Source organism: Variovorax soli NBRC 106424, from assembly GCF_001591385.1.
Lineage (GTDB): Bacteria > Pseudomonadota > Gammaproteobacteria > Burkholderiales > Burkholderiaceae_C > Variovorax > Variovorax soli.
This window is the reverse complement of the sequence record NZ_BCUU01000014.1, coordinates 1-16,385: the sequence shown is the minus strand read 5'-3', so window position 1 is coordinate 16,385 and position 16,385 is coordinate 1. Positions and strand designations below refer to the sequence as shown.

14 protein-coding genes are annotated in these 16,385 nt (G+C 68.4%); 8 read left to right on the top strand and 6 right to left on the bottom strand.

The genetic code is table 11. The annotated features are described in order from the left end of the window. Nucleotides 1-34: 34 nt before the first annotated feature. Nucleotides 35-1,189 carry an aminopeptidase gene (locus VSO01S_RS06650; protein WP_084241718.1) on the bottom strand — a complete coding sequence of 385 codons (1,155 nt, stop codon included), beginning with the start codon at nucleotides 1,187-1,189 and terminating at the stop codon, nucleotides 35-37. Between the two features lie 4 nt (nucleotides 1,190-1,193). After that, on the bottom strand, nucleotides 1,194-3,275 hold the full coding sequence (locus tag VSO01S_RS06645; RefSeq protein ID WP_068641015.1) for a molybdopterin-containing oxidoreductase family protein: 2,082 nt from the start codon (nucleotides 3,273-3,275) through the stop codon (nucleotides 1,194-1,196). Between the two features lie 54 nt (nucleotides 3,276-3,329). On the opposite strand from VSO01S_RS06645, the gene VSO01S_RS06640 reads away from it, so the two are divergent. Then, nucleotides 3,330-4,457 (top strand): ABC transporter substrate-binding protein, encoded by a 1,128-nt coding sequence (locus tag VSO01S_RS06640; protein WP_068641014.1) that lies wholly within the window; start codon nucleotides 3,330-3,332, stop codon nucleotides 4,455-4,457. A gap of 9 nt (nucleotides 4,458-4,466) precedes the next feature. On the opposite strand, the gene VSO01S_RS06635 is transcribed toward VSO01S_RS06640, so the two are convergent. Both VSO01S_RS06635 and argE read right to left on the bottom strand, forming a co-directional pair. Further along, a complete protein-coding gene (locus VSO01S_RS06635; protein WP_245684130.1) occupies nucleotides 4,467-5,735 on the bottom strand; it encodes a DUF445 domain-containing protein in 1,269 nt (422 codons plus the stop codon). Between the two features lie 17 nt (nucleotides 5,736-5,752). Beyond that, on the bottom strand, nucleotides 5,753-6,964 hold the full coding sequence (gene argE / locus VSO01S_RS06630; RefSeq protein WP_068641058.1) for an acetylornithine deacetylase: 1,212 nt from the start codon (nucleotides 6,962-6,964) through the stop codon (nucleotides 5,753-5,755). A 55-nt stretch (nucleotides 6,965-7,019) separates the two neighbouring features. On the opposite strand from argE, the gene VSO01S_RS06625 reads away from it, so the two are divergent. Then, a complete protein-coding gene (locus tag VSO01S_RS06625) occupies nucleotides 7,020-8,225 on the top strand; it encodes a M20 aminoacylase family protein (protein ID WP_068641013.1) in 1,206 nt (401 codons plus the stop codon). Continuing rightward, nucleotides 8,222-9,319: a M14 family metallopeptidase gene (locus VSO01S_RS06620; RefSeq protein ID WP_068641012.1), complete on the top strand. Its 1,098-nt coding sequence runs from the start codon at nucleotides 8,222-8,224 to the stop codon at nucleotides 9,317-9,319. The genes VSO01S_RS06625 and VSO01S_RS06620 overlap by 4 nt, the downstream gene beginning before the upstream one ends. Here the strand turns inward: VSO01S_RS06620 and VSO01S_RS06615 are convergent. Then, nucleotides 9,316-10,086, bottom strand: a complete 771-nt coding sequence (locus VSO01S_RS06615; protein ID WP_068641057.1) for a type III pantothenate kinase — start codon at nucleotides 10,084-10,086, stop codon at nucleotides 9,316-9,318. The genes VSO01S_RS06620 and VSO01S_RS06615 overlap by 4 nt on opposite strands. A gap of 159 nt (nucleotides 10,087-10,245) precedes the next feature. On the opposite strand from VSO01S_RS06615, the gene lysM reads away from it, so the two are divergent. Further along, nucleotides 10,246-10,722: a peptidoglycan-binding protein LysM gene (lysM, locus tag VSO01S_RS06610; RefSeq protein ID WP_068641011.1), complete on the top strand. Its 477-nt coding sequence runs from the start codon at nucleotides 10,246-10,248 to the stop codon at nucleotides 10,720-10,722. Nucleotides 10,723-10,777: 55 nt separating this feature from the next. On the opposite strand, the gene VSO01S_RS06605 is transcribed toward lysM, so the two are convergent. After that, nucleotides 10,778-11,221 carry a rhodanese-like domain-containing protein gene (locus VSO01S_RS06605; protein ID WP_068641010.1) on the bottom strand — a complete coding sequence of 148 codons (444 nt, stop codon included), beginning with the start codon at nucleotides 11,219-11,221 and terminating at the stop codon, nucleotides 10,778-10,780. A 176-nt stretch (nucleotides 11,222-11,397) separates the two neighbouring features. Here VSO01S_RS06605 and VSO01S_RS06600 point away from each other — a divergent pair, with 176 nt between their 5' ends. The 4 genes from VSO01S_RS06600 to VSO01S_RS06585 form a co-directional block, all read left to right on the top strand. Further along, a complete protein-coding gene (locus VSO01S_RS06600) occupies nucleotides 11,398-12,513 on the top strand; it encodes a TRAP transporter substrate-binding protein (protein ID WP_068641009.1) in 1,116 nt (371 codons plus the stop codon). A gap of 92 nt (nucleotides 12,514-12,605) precedes the next feature. After that, the gene (locus VSO01S_RS06595) at nucleotides 12,606-13,226 is read left to right on the top strand and encodes a TRAP transporter small permease subunit (protein ID WP_068641008.1); all 621 of its coding nucleotides are present in this window, start codon (nucleotides 12,606-12,608) and stop codon (nucleotides 13,224-13,226) included. Next, entirely contained in the window at nucleotides 13,223-15,187 is a 1,965-nt protein-coding gene (locus VSO01S_RS06590) for a TRAP transporter large permease (protein ID WP_068641007.1), read from the top strand. The genes VSO01S_RS06595 and VSO01S_RS06590 overlap by 4 nt, the downstream gene beginning before the upstream one ends. 106 nt (nucleotides 15,188-15,293) lie before the next feature. Further along, a partial coding sequence (locus VSO01S_RS06585; protein WP_373282879.1) for a DUF6600 domain-containing protein occupies nucleotides 15,294-16,385 on the top strand: 1,092 nt, incomplete at its 3' end.

Below are 16,385 nucleotides of genomic sequence, written 5' to 3'. Positions count from 1 at the left end.
CTTCTTCTCTGCGTCGCGGCAGCGAGCCCGGCCGTCATTCGCCCGTGCTGCCGAGCTCCTTGGCCTTCGGTGCGCTGCCGGGTGCGCCGCCATCGGCGCGCGGCGGCTCGTTGCCCAGCGCCGCGTCGCGCTCGGCCTTGGGCTGCTGCGCCAGCTTCTTGACCTGGGCGTAGAAGCGCGGCCACGGATCGCCGCCGGCCGCCGCCTGCGCCTTGAACAGCGCCTCGAAGCCAGGCACCTTTGAGTCGTAGGCCGCCTGCGCGCCCAGCAGCGCATTGTTGGCACGGGCCACCCAGGCGTCGTAGGCGCCCTGGCGCGGGCCGCTCCAGCCGGCGCGCAGCTGGGCATAGCGCTCGCGGAACTCGTCCATCACGGCCTTCTTGCGCTGCTCCACCACCGCCCAGTCCTGCGCAGCGGCTTCGCTCGACCCATACACCGCCTGCAGCTTCGCGCGCGTGTCCAGCGCCAGCGCGCGGAATGCCCGGCGCTGCGCGTCGAAGCCCAGGTATTCCTCGCGCGCGGCTGGCGTGGCCTGGGTCGCCAGCCAGCGCTCGCCGCCCAGGCGCTCGACCGCCGTGGCAAAGGACTCGTTGAAGGTGGTGTCGTCCGGCACGTACACCACCTGGTGCGCCAGTTCATGGAACAAGAGGCGCGCCAGCTCCCCTTCCGGATAGCCGATGAAGGACGAGAGCAGCGGATCGCCGCCTGCCCAATTGAGCCAGCCCAGCGTCGAATACGCCGGCACCGGATACACCGCCACCTCCAGCCCCTCGGCGCGCAGGCGCTCGGCCTCGGCCTGCGCCTCGGGCAGCGCGTAGTAGCCGCGGTAGCCCACGCACCCGGCTACCGGAAAGCACCAGGTATGGAGCGTCAGCGAGTACTGCGGCGCCGCCACCACATTCCACAGCGCGGCCGGCCGCTTCAGGTCGGCGTAGGCGGTGTAGCTCTTGTTGTCCGGCAGGCCCAGCTCGTCGCTGGCATAACGGCGGATGCGCTGGCTCAGGACCAGTTTGTCCTTCAATGCCTGCGAAGCCGCGGGGTCCGCCAGCCACTCGGGCACGGGCCGCGCGGCGCGCATCAGGTCGGCATGGCCGGTCGCGGCCTGCCAGTAGTAGCCGAGGTTGGTGCAGCCGGTGCAGCCCACCAGCGCAACCGCCGCGGCCGCTGCGGCAACCAGGCGCGGGCTCATTCGATCAGCGCCCGGACGCCGCTGGCGGCGCCGCCTCCACCTGCACCAGGCAGTCGTAGAACGTGGGGCCGCGGCCGATGTCGGTCAGGCGCTGGCTGGTGAGCTGGTTGACGTTGGTACCGTCCAGCCCGAGCTTGCGCCACCAGATGCCCAGGCCGTGCACCACGCCCGGCCGGGCGCGGCGCGACACCTCGGCGCGGCAGCGATGCTCGCCGCGTTCGTTGAACACCCGGACCACCTGCCCGTTCTCGATGCCGCGGCTGGCCGCGTCGTCCGCATGGATCTCCAGCAGCGGCTCGCCCTCGATGTCGCGCAGGCTGGCCACGTTGACGAAGCTGGAGTTGAGGAAGTTGCGCGCCGGCGGCGAGATCATCGCCAGCGGATACGTGGCCGAACTGCCGAAGGCCTCATGGTTGGCCACATGGTCCGGCAGCCCGTCCTGCCCCATGGCGGCCAGGCGCGCGCTGAAGAACTCGCACTTGCCCGAAGGCGTGGGGAAGTTGCCTTGCGCAAACGGCGCCTCGGGCAGGCGCAGGGTGGTGAATCCCTTGGCGTGCAGCTCCTCATGGTCGATGCTGCCGGCGGGAAAGGCGGCCGCCACCAGCGCCTGGTCGTCGTCCGAGAAGCAGGGCTCGGTGAATCCCATGCGCCGGGCCAGTTCGCGGAACACCCAGGTGTTGCTGCGCGCCTGGCCGCGCGGCGCCAGCGCGGGCGTGTTGAGCATCACGTCGGTGTGGCCGTAGCTGAAGTGCACATCCCAGTGCTCCAGCTGCGTGGTGGCCGGCAGCAGGTAGTCGGCATAGTCGGCGGTGTCGGTCTGGAACTGCTCCAGCACCACGGTGAACAGGTCTACGCGCTCAAAGCCCTGCACCACCTGGCCCGAGTCGGGCGCCACCGCCACCGGGTTGCTGTTGTAGACCACCAGCGCCTTGATGGGGTCGGCTTCGTCCAGCAGCGCCTCGCCGATCTTCACCATGTTGATGGTGCGCGGCGTGCGCCCGGCCAGCAGGTCGGGCCGCTGCAGCGCGGCGCGGTCGATGGGGTACTGGCCCGAGCTGCTCAGCAGCACGCCACCGGCCCGGTGCCGCCACGCGCCGGTGAGCGCCGGCAGGCAGGCCACCGCGCGCGCCGCGTTGCCGCCGCCGTGCACGCGCTGCATGCCGTAGTTCAGGCGAATGGCCGCGGGCTTCGTCGTGCCGTAGGCGCGGGCCAGTTCCACGATCTGCGATTCCGGCACGCCGCACACCTGCGCCGCGCGCGAAGGGGGCCATTGCAGCGCACGCGCGCGCAGCTGGTCCCAGCCCAGCGTGTGCTGCGCGATGTAGTCGTGGTCCAGCCAGTCGTGCACGATCAGTTCGTGCATCAGCGCCAGCGCCAGCGCGGCATCGGTGCCGGGCAGCAGGGCCACGTGCTCGTCGCACTTGTCCGCCGTCTCGGTCTTGCGCGGGTCGATGCACACCAGCCGCGCGCCGGCGCGCTTGGCCGCCTGCGCATGGCGCCAGAAGTGCAGGTTGCTGGCAATGGAGTTGCTGCCCCAGATCAGGATCAGCCTGGCCTCGCTGAAGAATTCGACCCGCATCCCCACTTTTCCGCCCAAAGTAAAACCGAAGGCTTCACTCCCCGCGGTGGAGCAGATGGTGCGGTCCAGCAGCGACGCACCGAGCTTGTGGAAAAAGCGACGGTCCATCGACTCGCCCTGCACCAAACCCATGGTTCCGGCGTAGCTGTACGGCACAATTGATTCAGGATTGATACCAGCCAGGCTCTTCAAGCGCGCAGCAATGTCGTCCAGTGCCTCGTCCCAGCTCACCGCTTCGAACCGGCCGCTGCCCTTGGGGCCGCTGCGCCGCATTGGCTGCACCAGCCGGCCCTCGTGGTTGTTGCGCTCGATGTAGCGCGAGACCTTGGTGCACAGCACGCCCGCGGTATGCGAATGCTCCGGATTCCCCTGCAACTTGATCGCGACCCCGTCCTTGACCGTGGTGACCAGGGCGCAGGTGTCGGGGCAGTCGTGCGGGCAGGCGCCGCGCACCGTGTGCACGCCGGCGGCGGATGTCGTCGCGGGTGAGGCCACAGCAGTATCCATGGTGGTTTTCTTGTCAGGTAGCGCGCCCGGGGGAGGCGCAAAGGGGTTTTTACGATGAGGCTGAGTCGCAGGCAATTTTCCATCGCGGCGGGCGCTGCTGCACTGGGAGGGTTTCAGGGCACGGTGAGCGCGCAGGACGGCACCATCGTGCTGGGCCAGTCCGCGCCCTTCACCGGGCCGGCGGCCCAGCTGGGCATCCAGTTCTACCAGGGCGCCAAGCTGCTGTTCGACCAGAACAACGCCCTGCCGGGCGCGCGCCGCGTCGAGATCAAGTTCCTGGACGACGGCTACGAGCCCGACCGCTGCGTGGCCAACACCAGGAAGCTGATCGACGACGACGTGTTCGCCCTGTTCGGCTACATCGGCACGCCCACCAGCCTGGCCGCGCTGCCGCTGGCGGTGAAGGACAAGGTGCCGTTCATCGCCCCCTTCACCGGCGCCATGTCGCTGCGCGAGCCATTCCAGCGCAACGTGTTCCACCTGCGCGCGTCCTACAACGACGAGACGGCGCTCATCGTCAAGCAGCTCACCCACCTGGGCCTGGCGAAGATCGCGGTCTTCTACCAGAACGACGCCTACGGCAAGGCCGGGCTGGACGGCGTCACCCTGGCGCTGGCGCAGCAGAACCTCAAGCCCGTGGCCCAGGCCACGGTGGAGCGCAATTCGGTGGACGTGGCCGCGGCGGTGAAGGCGCTGGTGGCGGCCCGGCCCGACGCGGTGGTGCAGATCAGCGCGTACAAATCTTGCGCCGCCTTCATCCGCGAAGCGCGCAAGGCGGGCTACGGCGGCACCTTCTACAACGTGTCCTTCGTGGGCACGCAGGCGCTGGCCGACGAGCTGGGCAAGGACGGCGCCGGCGTGGTGGTGTCGCAGGTGGTGCCCTCGCCGTACAACTCGGCCAACGCCATCACCCGCGAGTTCTCCGAAGCCGTGCGCAAGGCCGGCGCGGGCAACATCAACTATTCGAGCCTGGAAGGCTACCTGGCCGCCAAGGTGCTGGCCGAAGGGCTGCGCCGGGCGCCGGGCCGCGGCGTCTCGCGCGATGGATTGATCGCGGGGCTGGAGAGCATCGAGCACCAGCAGTTCGGCGGCTTCGACGTTTCCTTCTCTGCCAGGAACCACGTGGCTTCGAAGTTCGTCGAGCTCTCCATGATCACCGGCGACGGCCGCATCCGCGTGTAGCCGCGCCCCTCATCCACGAAGCCACTGCGTGGCCGCATGGATGCCCAGCCCCACCAGCCCGCCCACCAGCGTGCCGTTGATGCGGATGAACTGCAGGTCGCGCCCCACGTTGCGCTCCAGCTCTGCCGTCATCTCGTGGGTGTTCCAGGCATCCACGCGCTCGACGATGTAGCGGCGGATGTCCTCGCGGTAGCGCTCGATGGCCAGCGGCGCCGCGGCGGTGATCTGTTCGTTGATCCAGCGGCGCATGGCGGCGTCGGCCTCCAGCCGCTCGCCCAGTTCCTGCGACAGCGCCGAGATGCGCGCGCCGATGGACGACTCGGGCCGCAGCAAGTCCGCATGCAGCCAGGCCAGCAGCTCGTCCCACAGGCCGTGCAGGTACTTGCCCAGCGCCGGATGGGCCAGCAGGTCGGCCCGCAGCTTCTCGCCGCGCGCATGAAAGGCCGCATCGTGCTGCAGCCTGTCGATGAACTCATGCGTGAAGGCGTCGAAGCGAAGCCGCAGCGGATGGTCCGCCTGCGCCGCCAGGTCGCCGATCGTCTTGGCCACCACCGACACCACCTTGCGCGTGGCCAGCCGCGCCGCCACCTGGTCCAGGCCCACGTAGCGCAGCGCCTTGATCTCGCGGGCGATGGCCTCGGTGATGTGCTCCTGCACCGCCTCGCCCTCCACCAGGCCGGCCACCTGCTGCAGCACGTCGTCCAGCAGCGCCTGGTGGCGCCCGCCTTCGGTGAGCGCCTCCAGCGACTGCCCGGCCAGGCTGGACAGGTCGACCTTGGCCAGCCCGGAGGCGGCGGCATGGCCCAGGAAGGCGCGCACCCGCTCGTCGTCGAAGGCCGACAGCCCGTAGCGCGCCGCCGTCACGCCCAGGCGGCCCAGTTGCTGGCCGTTGCCCGGCCGGGCCAGCCACTGCGCCAGCCGGCCGGCCGGGTCGAACTGCTCCAGCTTGGCCAGCACCTGCTGCGTGGAAAGGAAGTTGTTGCAGATGAAGCCCGCCAGGTTGGCCCCGATGCGCGACTTGTTCTCCGGAATGATCGCCGTGTGCGGAATGGGCAGGCCCAGCGGATGCCTGAAGAGGGCCACCACCGCGAACCAGTCGGCAATCGCGCCCACCATGGCCGCCTCGGCAAAGGCCGCGACATAACCCCAGGCCGCATGCCGGCCCTCCATGGCGGTGGCCAGGGCATACACGCAGGCGGCCAGGCCCAGCAGGCCCAGGGCGATGCGCTTCATGCGCGCCAGGCGCGCGGCCTGCAAGTCCTGCTGCGCCGGCGCCATCCGCTTGCCAGCCGGGTTCAGCCCAGTTCGCGCGCCAGCGCCAGGCCGCGCATGAAGACTTCGCAGCGGGCCAGCTGGTCGAGCGTGACGTATTCGTCCGGCTGGTGCGCCTGGGCAATGCTGCCGGGGCCGCACACCACGGTGGGAATGCCGGCGTTCTTGAACAGGCCCGCCTCGGTGCCGAAGGCCACCAGCGTGGTGCTCTCGTTGCCCGACAGGCGCTGCGCCAGCCGGGTGACCGGGTCGCGCGCCGAGCCCAGAAAGCTGGGAATCTCGCAGATGGTCTCGAAGGCGATGCCGGCATCGGGCGCGACCTTCTTCATGCCGGCTTCGAGCTTGCGCGCATGGGCCAGCACTTCCTTCTGCATGGCCAGCGCATCGGCCGTGGGCAGGTTGCGGAATTCGTAGCGGAACTCCGCGTCGCGCGGCACCACGTTGTCGGCAATGCCGCCGTGGAACTGGCCCACGCTGGCGGTGCTGAACGGCACGTCGAAGCCCTCGTAGCGCGGCTCGTCCCGCTCGAAGCCCTCGGCCATGTCGCGCACCTTGCCGACCATGCGCGCGGCCATCTCGATGGCATTGACCGATTGCGGCGTGAGCGACGAATGCGCCTCTTTGCCGCGCACGCAGCAGCGCCAGCGGTACACGCCCTTGTGGGCAATGGCCGGCACCATGCTGGTGGGCTCGCCCACGATGCAGGCCACCGGCTTGACGCCCGCCTCCTTCATGTCGGCAATGAGCTCGCGCACGCCGAAGCAGCCCACCTCCTCGTCGTAGCTGAAGGCCAGGTGCACCGCAAAGGGCGACTCGCTTTCCAGGAAGCGGTCGGCGTTGGCCAGCGCCACGGCAATGAAGGCCTTCATGTCGGCGCTGCCGCGGCCATACAGGCGCGGGCCGGCCTGCTCCACCTGGCCGCCGGCGACTTCCTCGCCCGGCCAGTCCTGCACGCTGCCCGAGAGCGGATCCACCGTCCAGGCCTGGCCGTCCCACGGCACGGTGTCGGTGTGGCCCGACAGGATGATGCCGGAGGGCTTGCCCGCGCCCAGCGTGGCGAACAGGTTGGCCTTGGTCTTGTCGGCGTTCCAGGTCAGGCGGCTGCGCACGCCCAGGCCATGCAGGTGGTCGCGCGCGTACTCGATGAGCGCCAGGTTGCTGTTGGCGCTCACGGTGTTCATGCGCACCAGGGCCTGGGCCATTTCAAGGGCGCGCTGGGAAAGTTGATGGGGCATGCGGCCCATTGTCGGCCAACTGCCGCAATCGGCACGCTCGTCTAGACTGTCTCCCATGAAACTGATCGACTCGCTCGTCGAGCAGGCGCCGGGCATCGCCGCGCTTCGACGTGAAATCCATGCCCACCCCGAGCTGTGCTACGAAGAAGTGCGTACCGCCGACCTGGTGGCCGCGAAGCTCACCGAATGGGGCATCCCCATCCACCGCGGGATGGGCACCACCGGCGTGGTGGGCATCGTGAAAAACGGGACGAGCCCGCGCGCCGTGGGCCTGCGCGCCGACATGGACGCGCTGCCGGTGACCGAGCTCAACACCTTCGCCCACGCCAGCAAGATCCACGGGAAGATGCATGCCTGCGGCCATGACGGCCACACCGCCATGTTGCTTGCTGCAGCGCAGCATCTGGCCAGGCACCGCAACTTCGACGGCACCGTCTACCTCATCTTCCAGCCGGCGGAAGAAGGCGGCGGCGGCGCCCGCGAAATGATCAAGGACGGCCTGTTCGACAAGTTCCCCATGGAGGCCGTGTTCGGCATGCACAACTGGCCCGGCATGAAGGCCGGCGAGTTCGCCGTGAGCCCCGGGCCGGTGATGGCCTCGAGCAACCAGTTCCACATCACCATCCGCGGCAAGGGCGGCCACGCGGCGCTGCCGCACACCAGCATCGACCCGGTGCCCATCGGCGCGGAGATGGTGCAGGCCTTCCAGACCATCCTCACGCGCAACATGAAGCCCACCGAGGCCGGCGTGATCTCGGTCACCATGTTCCATGCCGGCGAGGCGCCCACTGTCACGCCCGACAACTGCGAGCTCAAGGGCACGGTGCGCACCTTCACGCTGGAGGTGCTCGACCTGATCGAGCGGCGCATGAAGGAAATCGCCGAGGGCATCTGCGCCGCACACGGCGCGCAGCTGGACTTCGAGTTCGTGCGCACCTACCCGCCCACCATCAACACCGAGGCCGAGGCCAACTTCGCCCGCCGCGTGATGGCCGGCATCGTCGGCGAAGCCAACGTGCTGCCGCAGGTGGGCGCCATGACGGCCGAGGACTTCTCCTTCATGCTGCAGGCCAAGCCGGGCGCCTACGCCTGGATCGGCAACGGCGACGGCACGCACCGCGACATGCACCACGGCGCGGGCCCCTGCACGCTGCACAACGCCAGCTACGACTTCAACGACGGCCTGATTCCGCTGGGCGCCACCATGTGGGTCCAGCTGGCCGAGCAGTTCCTCAACACCCCTGCCAAGGACATTGCATGATCGACGTCGCCGCCGCCTTCTCGCCCAGCTATGCGCAGGCGCGCCAGAAATTTCTGCAGGCCTGCATGGCTGCGGGGTTGCGGGCGCAGGCCCATGTGCATCCGCTCAAGGGGCGCGATGGCGAGGCGCTGGCCATGGACGTGGCACTCGACGGCGCGGCCGATGCCAGGCACCTGCTGATCCTCACCAGTGCCTGCCACGGCGTCGAAGGCCATTGCGGCAGCGGCGTGCAGGTGTTCGCGCTGCACGACGAGGAATGGCGGCAGAAGGCGCGCGAGGCCGGCGTGGCGGTGCTGTACGTCCATGCGCTCAATCCGCACGGCTTCTCGCACCGCCGCCGCGTCACGCACGAGAACGTGGACCTGAACCGCAACTTCCTGGACTTCGCGCAGCCGCTGCCGGCGAACCCGGCCTATGCCGAACTGCACGAGCTGCTGCTGCCTCCGGCGTGGCCGCCCACGGCCGAGAACCAGGCGGCCATCGACGCCTGGATGGCAGCGCACGGCATCAAGGCCTACCAGGCCGCCGTCACCGCCGGGCAGTACCAGTTTCCCGACGGCCTGTTCTTCGGCGGCCATTCGCCGACCTGGAGCAACCAGACCTTCCGCCGCGTGCTGCGCGAACACGCACAGCACGCACAGGGCCTGGCGTGGATCGACCTGCACACCGGGCTGGGCCCCAACGGCCACGGCGAGCGAATCTTCGCGTGCAAGGACGACAAGGCCGCCTATGCCCGCGCCAACGCATGGTGGGGCGCGGAGCATGCGGTCACCTCGATCTACGACGGCTCCTCCACCTCGGCGCTGCTCAACGGGCTGATGTGGAATTCGATCTACGAGGAATGCCCGAAGGCCGAGTTCACCGCCATCGCGCTCGAATACGGCACCCTGCCCATGCTGGAGGTGACCGACGCCCTGCGCGCCGACCACTGGATGCACAAGTACCCGGGCAAGGCCTCGCCCGAACTGGCCGCATCCATCCGCGAGAAGATGCTCGAGGCCTTCTACACCGACACCGACGCCTGGAAGGGCCAGATCATCAGCCAGGCCCGCCAGGCGATGTTCCAGGCGGTGGAGGGGCTGACGCGCGCCTAACGTTTCGCGCGGTCTTCGGCGATGACGAGCAAGCCATCCATGATCAGGCTCTCGACCAGCTCGAACTCGCTGGACATGGACGGCGCCATCTTCCAGCCGGCCCCGCCGGTCATGTAGCGCACCGGCTCCATCCCCGTGCGCTCGCGCAGGTGCGCCACCATGCGGTCCACCGCGCCGGCGATGGCGTAGGTGCCGCCGCTGGTGAGCGCATCGCTGGTGTTGGTGGGAAACTCCACCACCTCGCCGGTGGGCACATGCAGCCCGGCGGTGCCCGATTCGAGCGCGCGCAGCATGATGCCGTGGCCCGGCAGGATCAGCCCGCCCAGGAACTTGCCGCTGGCATCCACCGCCTCCACCGTGACGGCCGTGCCGATGAGCACCACCACCATCGGCCGCGCGGGCCCCGCGCCGAGCATGCGGTGGCGCGCGCCGATCATGGCCACCCAGCGGTCCGCGCCCAGGCGGGTCGGATGGTCGTAGCCGTTGGTAATTCCGGCCTCGGCCGTGGTAGGCACCACCCAGCGCGCGGCGCAGTCGAAGCGCTCGTGCAGCTGCTCCTCGGCCCGGCGCCGCACCGCATCGCCGGCCACGACGCAGCCCAGCATGGAGGTGGCGGGCGGCAGGTCCGCCCACGGGCCTTCGGCCAGCCGTTCGATGTGGTCCAGGAATTCGGCGCCATGCGCAAGCAGGGGCGCGCCGGGGTGCGCCGCCTCGAACATGGACCACTTGAGCCGGGTGTTCCCGATGTCGATTGCGAGGAATGCCATGCGCGGCATTATGCAAACGAGCGTAGTCCTTTCGCTCGCGGCCCGGTGCGCCCTTGTCGCATTTGCATTTGCTTGCCTTCTGGCCGGCCCGGCGCAACGCCGCCGGCATGCTGCGCCCGCTACAGTGCCCGCTCCAACCTTCACTCAAGGAGAAATGGCATGGGATTGCTCAGTTTCATCAAGGAAGCCGGCGAGAAGCTCTTCGGTGGTTCGTCGGCGCAAGCTGCCACGCCGGGCGCCAATCCGGCCGATGCCAACGCCGCCGCCTCGGCCGCGATCAAGACCTACATCGACAAGCAGAACCTGGGCATCGGAAACCTGGCGGTGCAGTTCGACGGCGCCGCCGGCAAGGTCACGCTGCAAGGTGATGCGCCCAGCCAGGAGGCCAAGGAGAAAGCATCGCTGGCGGCCGGCAACGTGAGCGGCGTCGTCTCGGTCGAGAACCAGCTGAACGCGCCAGCCGCCGACGAGGCCCAGTACCACGACGTGGCCAAGGGCGACACGCTCTCGGCCATCTCGAAGAAGTACTACGGCGACGCCAACAAATACAACGCCATCTTCGAGGCCAACAAGCCGATGCTCTCGCACCCCGACAAGATCTATCCGGGCCAGAAACTGCGCATCCCCAAGCTGTGACCGCTGCGGTCTTTCGCCGCCACCGGGCGCACTTGCTTCGCGGGTGCGCCCGGCTTCAGTTCTGCTTCCAGGGCAGGCCGCGATAGCGCCAGCCGCCCTTGCGGCCGCGGTGGCCTTCCGCGTCCGCGTCGCCCTCGAACCCTTCGAGGATGTTGTAGGCCTCCAGGCCCAGTTCGGTGGCCCGCCTGGCGGCGGCAATCGAGCGCACGCCGCTGCGGCACAGCATCACCACCTTCGCGCCGGTCGGTACGGCTTCCTGCACGCCGGCCTCGAAGGTCGGGTTCAGCGCCATGCCGGGCCACTGCTTCCAGGGCACGGCGACGGCGCCGGGCACGAAGCCCACCCACTCGCGCTCCGCATCGCTGCGCACATCGACCAGCACCGCCTCGCCCGACGCCACCCAGGCCGCCGCCTGCTCGGGGGTCACGTCGCCGGCATATCCCTCGGCGGGACGCACGCCCAGGCGTTCGGGGTCGATGGCCGATTCCAACTTCGTCATGAGTGCTTTTCCTTCAGTCTTTCAGGGTTTGTGCCAAGGGCTTGGACCGCATTGGTTGCCCTGGCGCCCATTGAATTGTGAGTCCTTCGTGAAAACCCTCTTTGTCACGAATAGACACGCGCCCAAAGATGGCGAACCGGTTTCCTTCAATCTGCTTTCAATAATTGGAGACAGCGATGACAGTGAACAAGTCGACCCGACGGCGCAGTCTGATCAAGGGCGCAGCCGTGGCCGCCGGCGCGATGTCCGCCCCCATGGTGAGCATGGCGCAAACCACCACCCTGCGCTTCCAGAGCACCTGGCCGGCCAAGGACATCTTCCATGAGTACGCGCAGGACTTCGCCAAAAAGGTGAACGACATGGCGGGCAACCGCCTGAAGATCGAGGTGCTGCCGGCCGGCTCGGTGGTGCCGGCCTTCCAGTTGCTGGACGCAGTGGCCAAGGGCACGCTCGACGGCGGCCACGGCGTGGTCGCCTACTGGTATGGCAAGAACTCGGCCCTGGCGCTGTGGGGTTCGGGCCCCGGGTACGGCATGGACGCCAACATGGTGCTGGCGTGGCACTACTACGGCGGCGGCAAGGCGCTGCTGGAGGAGATCTACAAGAGCCTGAACCTCGACGTGATCTCCTACCTGTACGGCCCCATGCCGGTGCAGCCGCTCGGCTGGTTCAAGAAGCCGGTCGCCAAGGCCGAGGAGATCAAGGGCCTGAAGTTCCGCACCGTGGGCCTGGCGGTGGACGTGTTCACCGACATGGGCGCAGCGGTGAACCCGCTGCCCGGTGGCGAGATCGTGCCCGCGCTGGACCGCGGGCTGATCGATGCGGCCGAGTTCAACAACGCCTCCAGCGACAAGGTGCTGGGCTTTCCGGACGTGGCCAAGAACTGCATGCTGCAAAGCTTCCACCAGAGCGGCGAGCAGTTCGAGGTGCTGTTCAACAAGGGCAAGCTCGCCGCGCTGCCGCCGGAGCTCAAGTCGATCATCGACTACGCGGTGCAGGCTTCCAGCGCGGACATGAGCTGGAAGGCGATCCACCGCAATTCCGAGGACTACCTCGAACTGAAGAAGGCGGGTATCAAGTTCTACAAGACGCCCGACGCCATCCTGCGCGCGCAACTGGCGTCGTGGGACAAGACCGTGGCCAAGAAGTCCACGGAGAACCCGATGTTCAAGAAGGTGATGGATTCGCAGAAGGCCTTCGCCCAGCGGGCCGTGCAGTGGCAGAACGACTACACGGTGGACTTCAAGATGGCCGCCAACCACTACTTCGGCGCCGGCGCCAAGAAGACCTGAAGCGCCAGGTCCCGTCTGCTGCGAGGGGCACCCAGGGTGCCCCTTCCTTTATCCGAAGCAAGCGCTCTTTCTCATTTCCGGAACTGGCCAACATGCAATCGTTTCTCTTGGGGGTCGACCGCTTCTCGACCTGGGTCGGCAAGACCTTTGCCTGGTGCGCGGTCCTGCTCACGCTGCTGATCAGCTGGGAGGTGTTCTCGCGCTACGTGCTCAACAACCCGCATGCCTGGGTGCTGGACGCGCAGATCATGCTGTACGGCACCCTGTTCATGACCGCGGGCGCCTACACCCTGAGCAAGAACGGCCACGTGCGCGGCGACGTGCTCTACGGCTTCTTCCAGCCGCGCACGCAGGCCATCATCGACCTGACGCTCTACATCCTGTTCTTCCTGCCTGGCATCGTGGCCCTGACCTATGCGGGCTGGGTCTATGCCGGCGAGTCGCTGTCCATCCGCGAGCAGACCTTCTCGGCCGAACCGCTGCCGCTGTATCCCTTCAAGTACGTCATTCCGCTGGCCGGCTTCACGCTGCTGCTGCAGGGCATCGTGGAGATCGTGCGCTGCGTGCAGTGCATCCGCCAGGGCTACTGGCCCTCGCGCGAGCAGGACGTGGAAGAAGTGGACGTCGACAAGCTCAAGGACATGGTCAACGTCCACGACGAAGACATCCAGGCCCTCGACAAGGTCGTGGTCGCGCAGGAGGCCAAGCGATGAAGATCCGCAAGGAACTGTGGTTCGGCCTGACCTTCATGGCCATCATCGTGTGCGGCGCCGCCTTCGTGCTGCTGCGCGCCGACACCATCACCAACGGCCACCTGGGACTCTTGATGCTGGCGCTGGTGGTGGTGGCCATCATGCTGGGCTTTCCCACCGCCTTCACGCTGATGGGCATGGGCATGATCTTCACCTGGTTCGCCTACGACCGGAACACCACGCACACGCTGGACCTGATGGTGCAGGCGGCCTACAAGACCATGGCCAACGACGTGCTCATCGCGGTGCCCCTGTTCGTCTTCATGGGCTACCTGGTGGAGCGCGCCAACCTCATCGAGACGCTGTTCAAGAGCCTGCACCTGGCCATGGCCCGGCTGCCGGGCGCGCTGGCGGTGGCCACGCTGGTCACGTGCACGGTGTTCGCCACCGCCACGGGCATCGTCGGCGCAGTGGTCACGCTCATGGGCCTGCTGGCCCTGCCGGCCATGCTGCGCGCGGGCTACAGCATTCCGCTGGCGGCCGGCTCCATCACGGCAGGCGGCTGCCTGGGCATCCTGATCCCGCCTTCGGTGCTGCTCATCGTGTACGGTGCCACGGCGGGCGTGTCGGTGGTGCAGCTGTACGCCGGCGCCTTCTTTCCGGGGGTGATGCTGGCCTCGCTGTACGTGATCTACGTGATCCTCATGGCATGGATCAAGCCGGCCTGGGCGCCGCCGCTGTCGCCGGAAGAACGCGCAGTGAAGCTGCCGGCGCTCACGCAGCGCATCACCGCCGACAGCAGCCGGCATGCGCTGGGCAGCCTGCTGGCCGCGCTCAAGGGACGGCGCAACGCGGACGTGCCGACCGCGCACCTGCTCAGGCAGCTGGGCATCGTGCTGCTGCCCGGCGCCCTGTTCGCGCTGGTGGCCATCACGAGCTACGAGGCCGTGACCACGGTGCGCGCGGCCGAACAGTACGACATTCAGGAAATCGGTGCCGCGCGCAGCAGCGTGCCCGAAAGTTCGGGTGGCCTGCAAGAACCTCCTTCGGACAGCGGCGGGCTGCAGGAGCCGCCCTCCGAGGGAAGCGGGCTGAGCGAGCCGCCGGGCGCCGGCGTATCGGAGCCGCCCGGTGCTGGCGCAGTCCAGGAGCCGCCCGGCGCAGCGCCGGCCAAGGCTGCCCCTGAGCCGGGCGCCGCAACTGCGGCCGCCGGCGGCGCCACCAGCATGCCGGCGCCCACCTGGTGGTGGGTGACCTTCGCCGTGATCGGCGCGATCGTGGCCCTGTTCTACCTGTTCCTGTCCTTCGCCCGGCTCGAGATCTTCAAGATGCTGCTGGCGTCCTTCTTCCCGCTCATGATCCTGATCCTGGCGGTGCTGGGCTCGATCGTGCTGGGGCTGGCCACGCCCACCGAGGCGGCGGCCATGGGGGCCCTGGGCGGCTTCCTGCTGGCCGCGGCCTACCGGCGCCTCACGCTGGGCGTGCTCAAGGAATCGGTGTTCCTCACCGCCAAGACCTCGGCCATGGTCTGCTGGCTCTTCGTGGGCTCGGCCATCTTCTCGGCGGCGTTCGCCCTGCTGGGCGGACAGGCGCTGGTGGAGGAATGGGTGCTCAGCATGAACCTGAGCAAGATCCAGTTCCTGGTGCTCAGCCAGGTCATCATCTTCCTGCTGGGCTGGCCGCTGGAATGGACGGAGATCATCGTGATCTTCATGCCGATCTTCATCCCCCTGCTGGACAACTTCGGGGTCGACCCGCTGTTCTTCGGCCTGCTGGTGGCAATGAACCTGCAGACCGCCTTCCTCTCGCCGCCGGTGGCGATGGCCGCCTTCTACCTCAAGGGCGTGAGCCCGCCGCACGTCACGCTCAACCAGATCTTCCTGGGCATGCTTCCGTTCATGGGCATCCAGATCCTGGCCATCGTGCTCCTTTACATGTGGCCGCAAATCGGCCTGTGGCTGCCGCAGCTTCTTTACAAATGAAATGCGCGCTTGCCTTTGGCTGCATAACTTCACCAGCATTCACCTGGCAGTAGGCATCGGCTGACAGCGGAGCGCAGGGCTCGCGCGTTGTGGCATGACCATGATCATGACCATGCCGCGATTTCCCATCCCTGCCTTTGCGCGCCCGCTGGCGCATCTTCTTGCCGTGCTGCTGCTGGCCTGCATGGCAGGGGGCGCCAGCGCACAGGACGCCGACCCGCCCGGCCGCGTGGCCTACCTCAACCACCGGCAGGGCAACCTGAGCGTGTCGCCATCCGGCGACAACAGCTGGTACGAATCCGAACCCAACCGACCGCTCGTGCAGGGCGACCGCCTCTGGACCGACCGCAACGCCCGCGCCGAACTCTATGTGGGCGACATCGCGGTGCGCATGGACGAGCAGACCCAGCTCGAGATCTCCGAACTCGACGACCAGACCCTGCGCCTGACCTTGCAGCAGGGCCGCGCGCAGTTGCGCCTGCGCGGCGATGCCGGCGGCGAGCAGGAACGCGTGGAACTGGGCACGGGCAACGTGGCGGTGGTGCTGCGCGCTCCGGGCGACTACCGCGTGCAGGCCGATCCGCAGGCCGACACGACGCAAGTGATGGTGGCCCACGGCAATGCCACGGTGTATGGCGACGGCGGGCAGTCGCAAGACCTCGGCAGCCGCCAGCAGGCCGTCTACACCGGACGCGACCTCACTGCGGGCGGCGCCCCGCAGCCCCTGCCCGCGGACTTCGACCGCTGGGTGGCGGAGCGCAACCGGCTGGAAGACCAGTCCCAGTCGGCGCGCTACATGTCGCGAGAAATTCCGGGCTACATGCAGCTGGACCAGTACGGCCAGTGGCAGAACGACCCGAACTACGGCGCCGTCTGGTATCCCAGCAACGTCGCCAGCGACTGGTCGCCCTACAGCGACGGCTACTGGGCCGTGGTGGCGCCATGGGGCTACACCTGGATCGACCGCGCGCCCTGGGGTTTTGCGCCCTTCCACTACGGACGCTGGACGCGCATCGGGCCGCGCTGGTGCTGGGTGCCGGGGCATCGCCACGTTCGCCCCGTGTACTCGCCGGCGCTGGTCGCCTTCCTGGGCGGCGGCAGCGCAAGCAACCTGGTGGTGCAGGGCGGCCGGCCGGCCGTCGGCTGGTTCCCGCTCGCGCCCGGCGACCGCTGGCGGCCGCCCTACCGCGCCAGCGAG

Excerpts from the sequence above, each read along its gene's own strand:
- VSO01S_RS06650 (WP_084241718.1), bottom strand. The coding sequence starts at position 1,189 with ATGAGCCCGCGCCTGGTTGCCGCAGCGGCCGCGGCGGTTGCGCTGGTG.
- VSO01S_RS06645 (WP_068641015.1), bottom strand. The coding sequence starts at position 3,275 with ATGGATACTGCTGTGGCCTCACCCGCGACGACATCCGCCGCCGGCGTG.
- VSO01S_RS06640 (WP_068641014.1), top strand. The coding sequence starts at position 3,330 with ATGAGGCTGAGTCGCAGGCAATTTTCCATCGCGGCGGGCGCTGCTGCA.
- VSO01S_RS06635 (WP_245684130.1), bottom strand. The coding sequence starts at position 5,735 with ATGGCGCCGGCGCAGCAGGACTTGCAGGCCGCGCGCCTGGCGCGCATG.
- argE (WP_068641058.1), bottom strand. The coding sequence starts at position 6,964 with ATGCCCCATCAACTTTCCCAGCGCGCCCTTGAAATGGCCCAGGCCCTG.
- VSO01S_RS06625 (WP_068641013.1), top strand. The coding sequence starts at position 7,020 with ATGAAACTGATCGACTCGCTCGTCGAGCAGGCGCCGGGCATCGCCGCG.
- VSO01S_RS06620 (WP_068641012.1), top strand. The coding sequence starts at position 8,222 with ATGATCGACGTCGCCGCCGCCTTCTCGCCCAGCTATGCGCAGGCGCGC.
- VSO01S_RS06615 (WP_068641057.1), bottom strand. The coding sequence starts at position 10,086 with ATGGCATTCCTCGCAATCGACATCGGGAACACCCGGCTCAAGTGGTCC.
- lysM (WP_068641011.1), top strand. The coding sequence starts at position 10,246 with ATGGGATTGCTCAGTTTCATCAAGGAAGCCGGCGAGAAGCTCTTCGGT.
- VSO01S_RS06605 (WP_068641010.1), bottom strand. The coding sequence starts at position 11,221 with ATGACGAAGTTGGAATCGGCCATCGACCCCGAACGCCTGGGCGTGCGT.
- VSO01S_RS06600 (WP_068641009.1), top strand. The coding sequence starts at position 11,398 with ATGACAGTGAACAAGTCGACCCGACGGCGCAGTCTGATCAAGGGCGCA.
- VSO01S_RS06595 (WP_068641008.1), top strand. The coding sequence starts at position 12,606 with ATGCAATCGTTTCTCTTGGGGGTCGACCGCTTCTCGACCTGGGTCGGC.
- VSO01S_RS06590 (WP_068641007.1), top strand. The coding sequence starts at position 13,223 with ATGAAGATCCGCAAGGAACTGTGGTTCGGCCTGACCTTCATGGCCATC.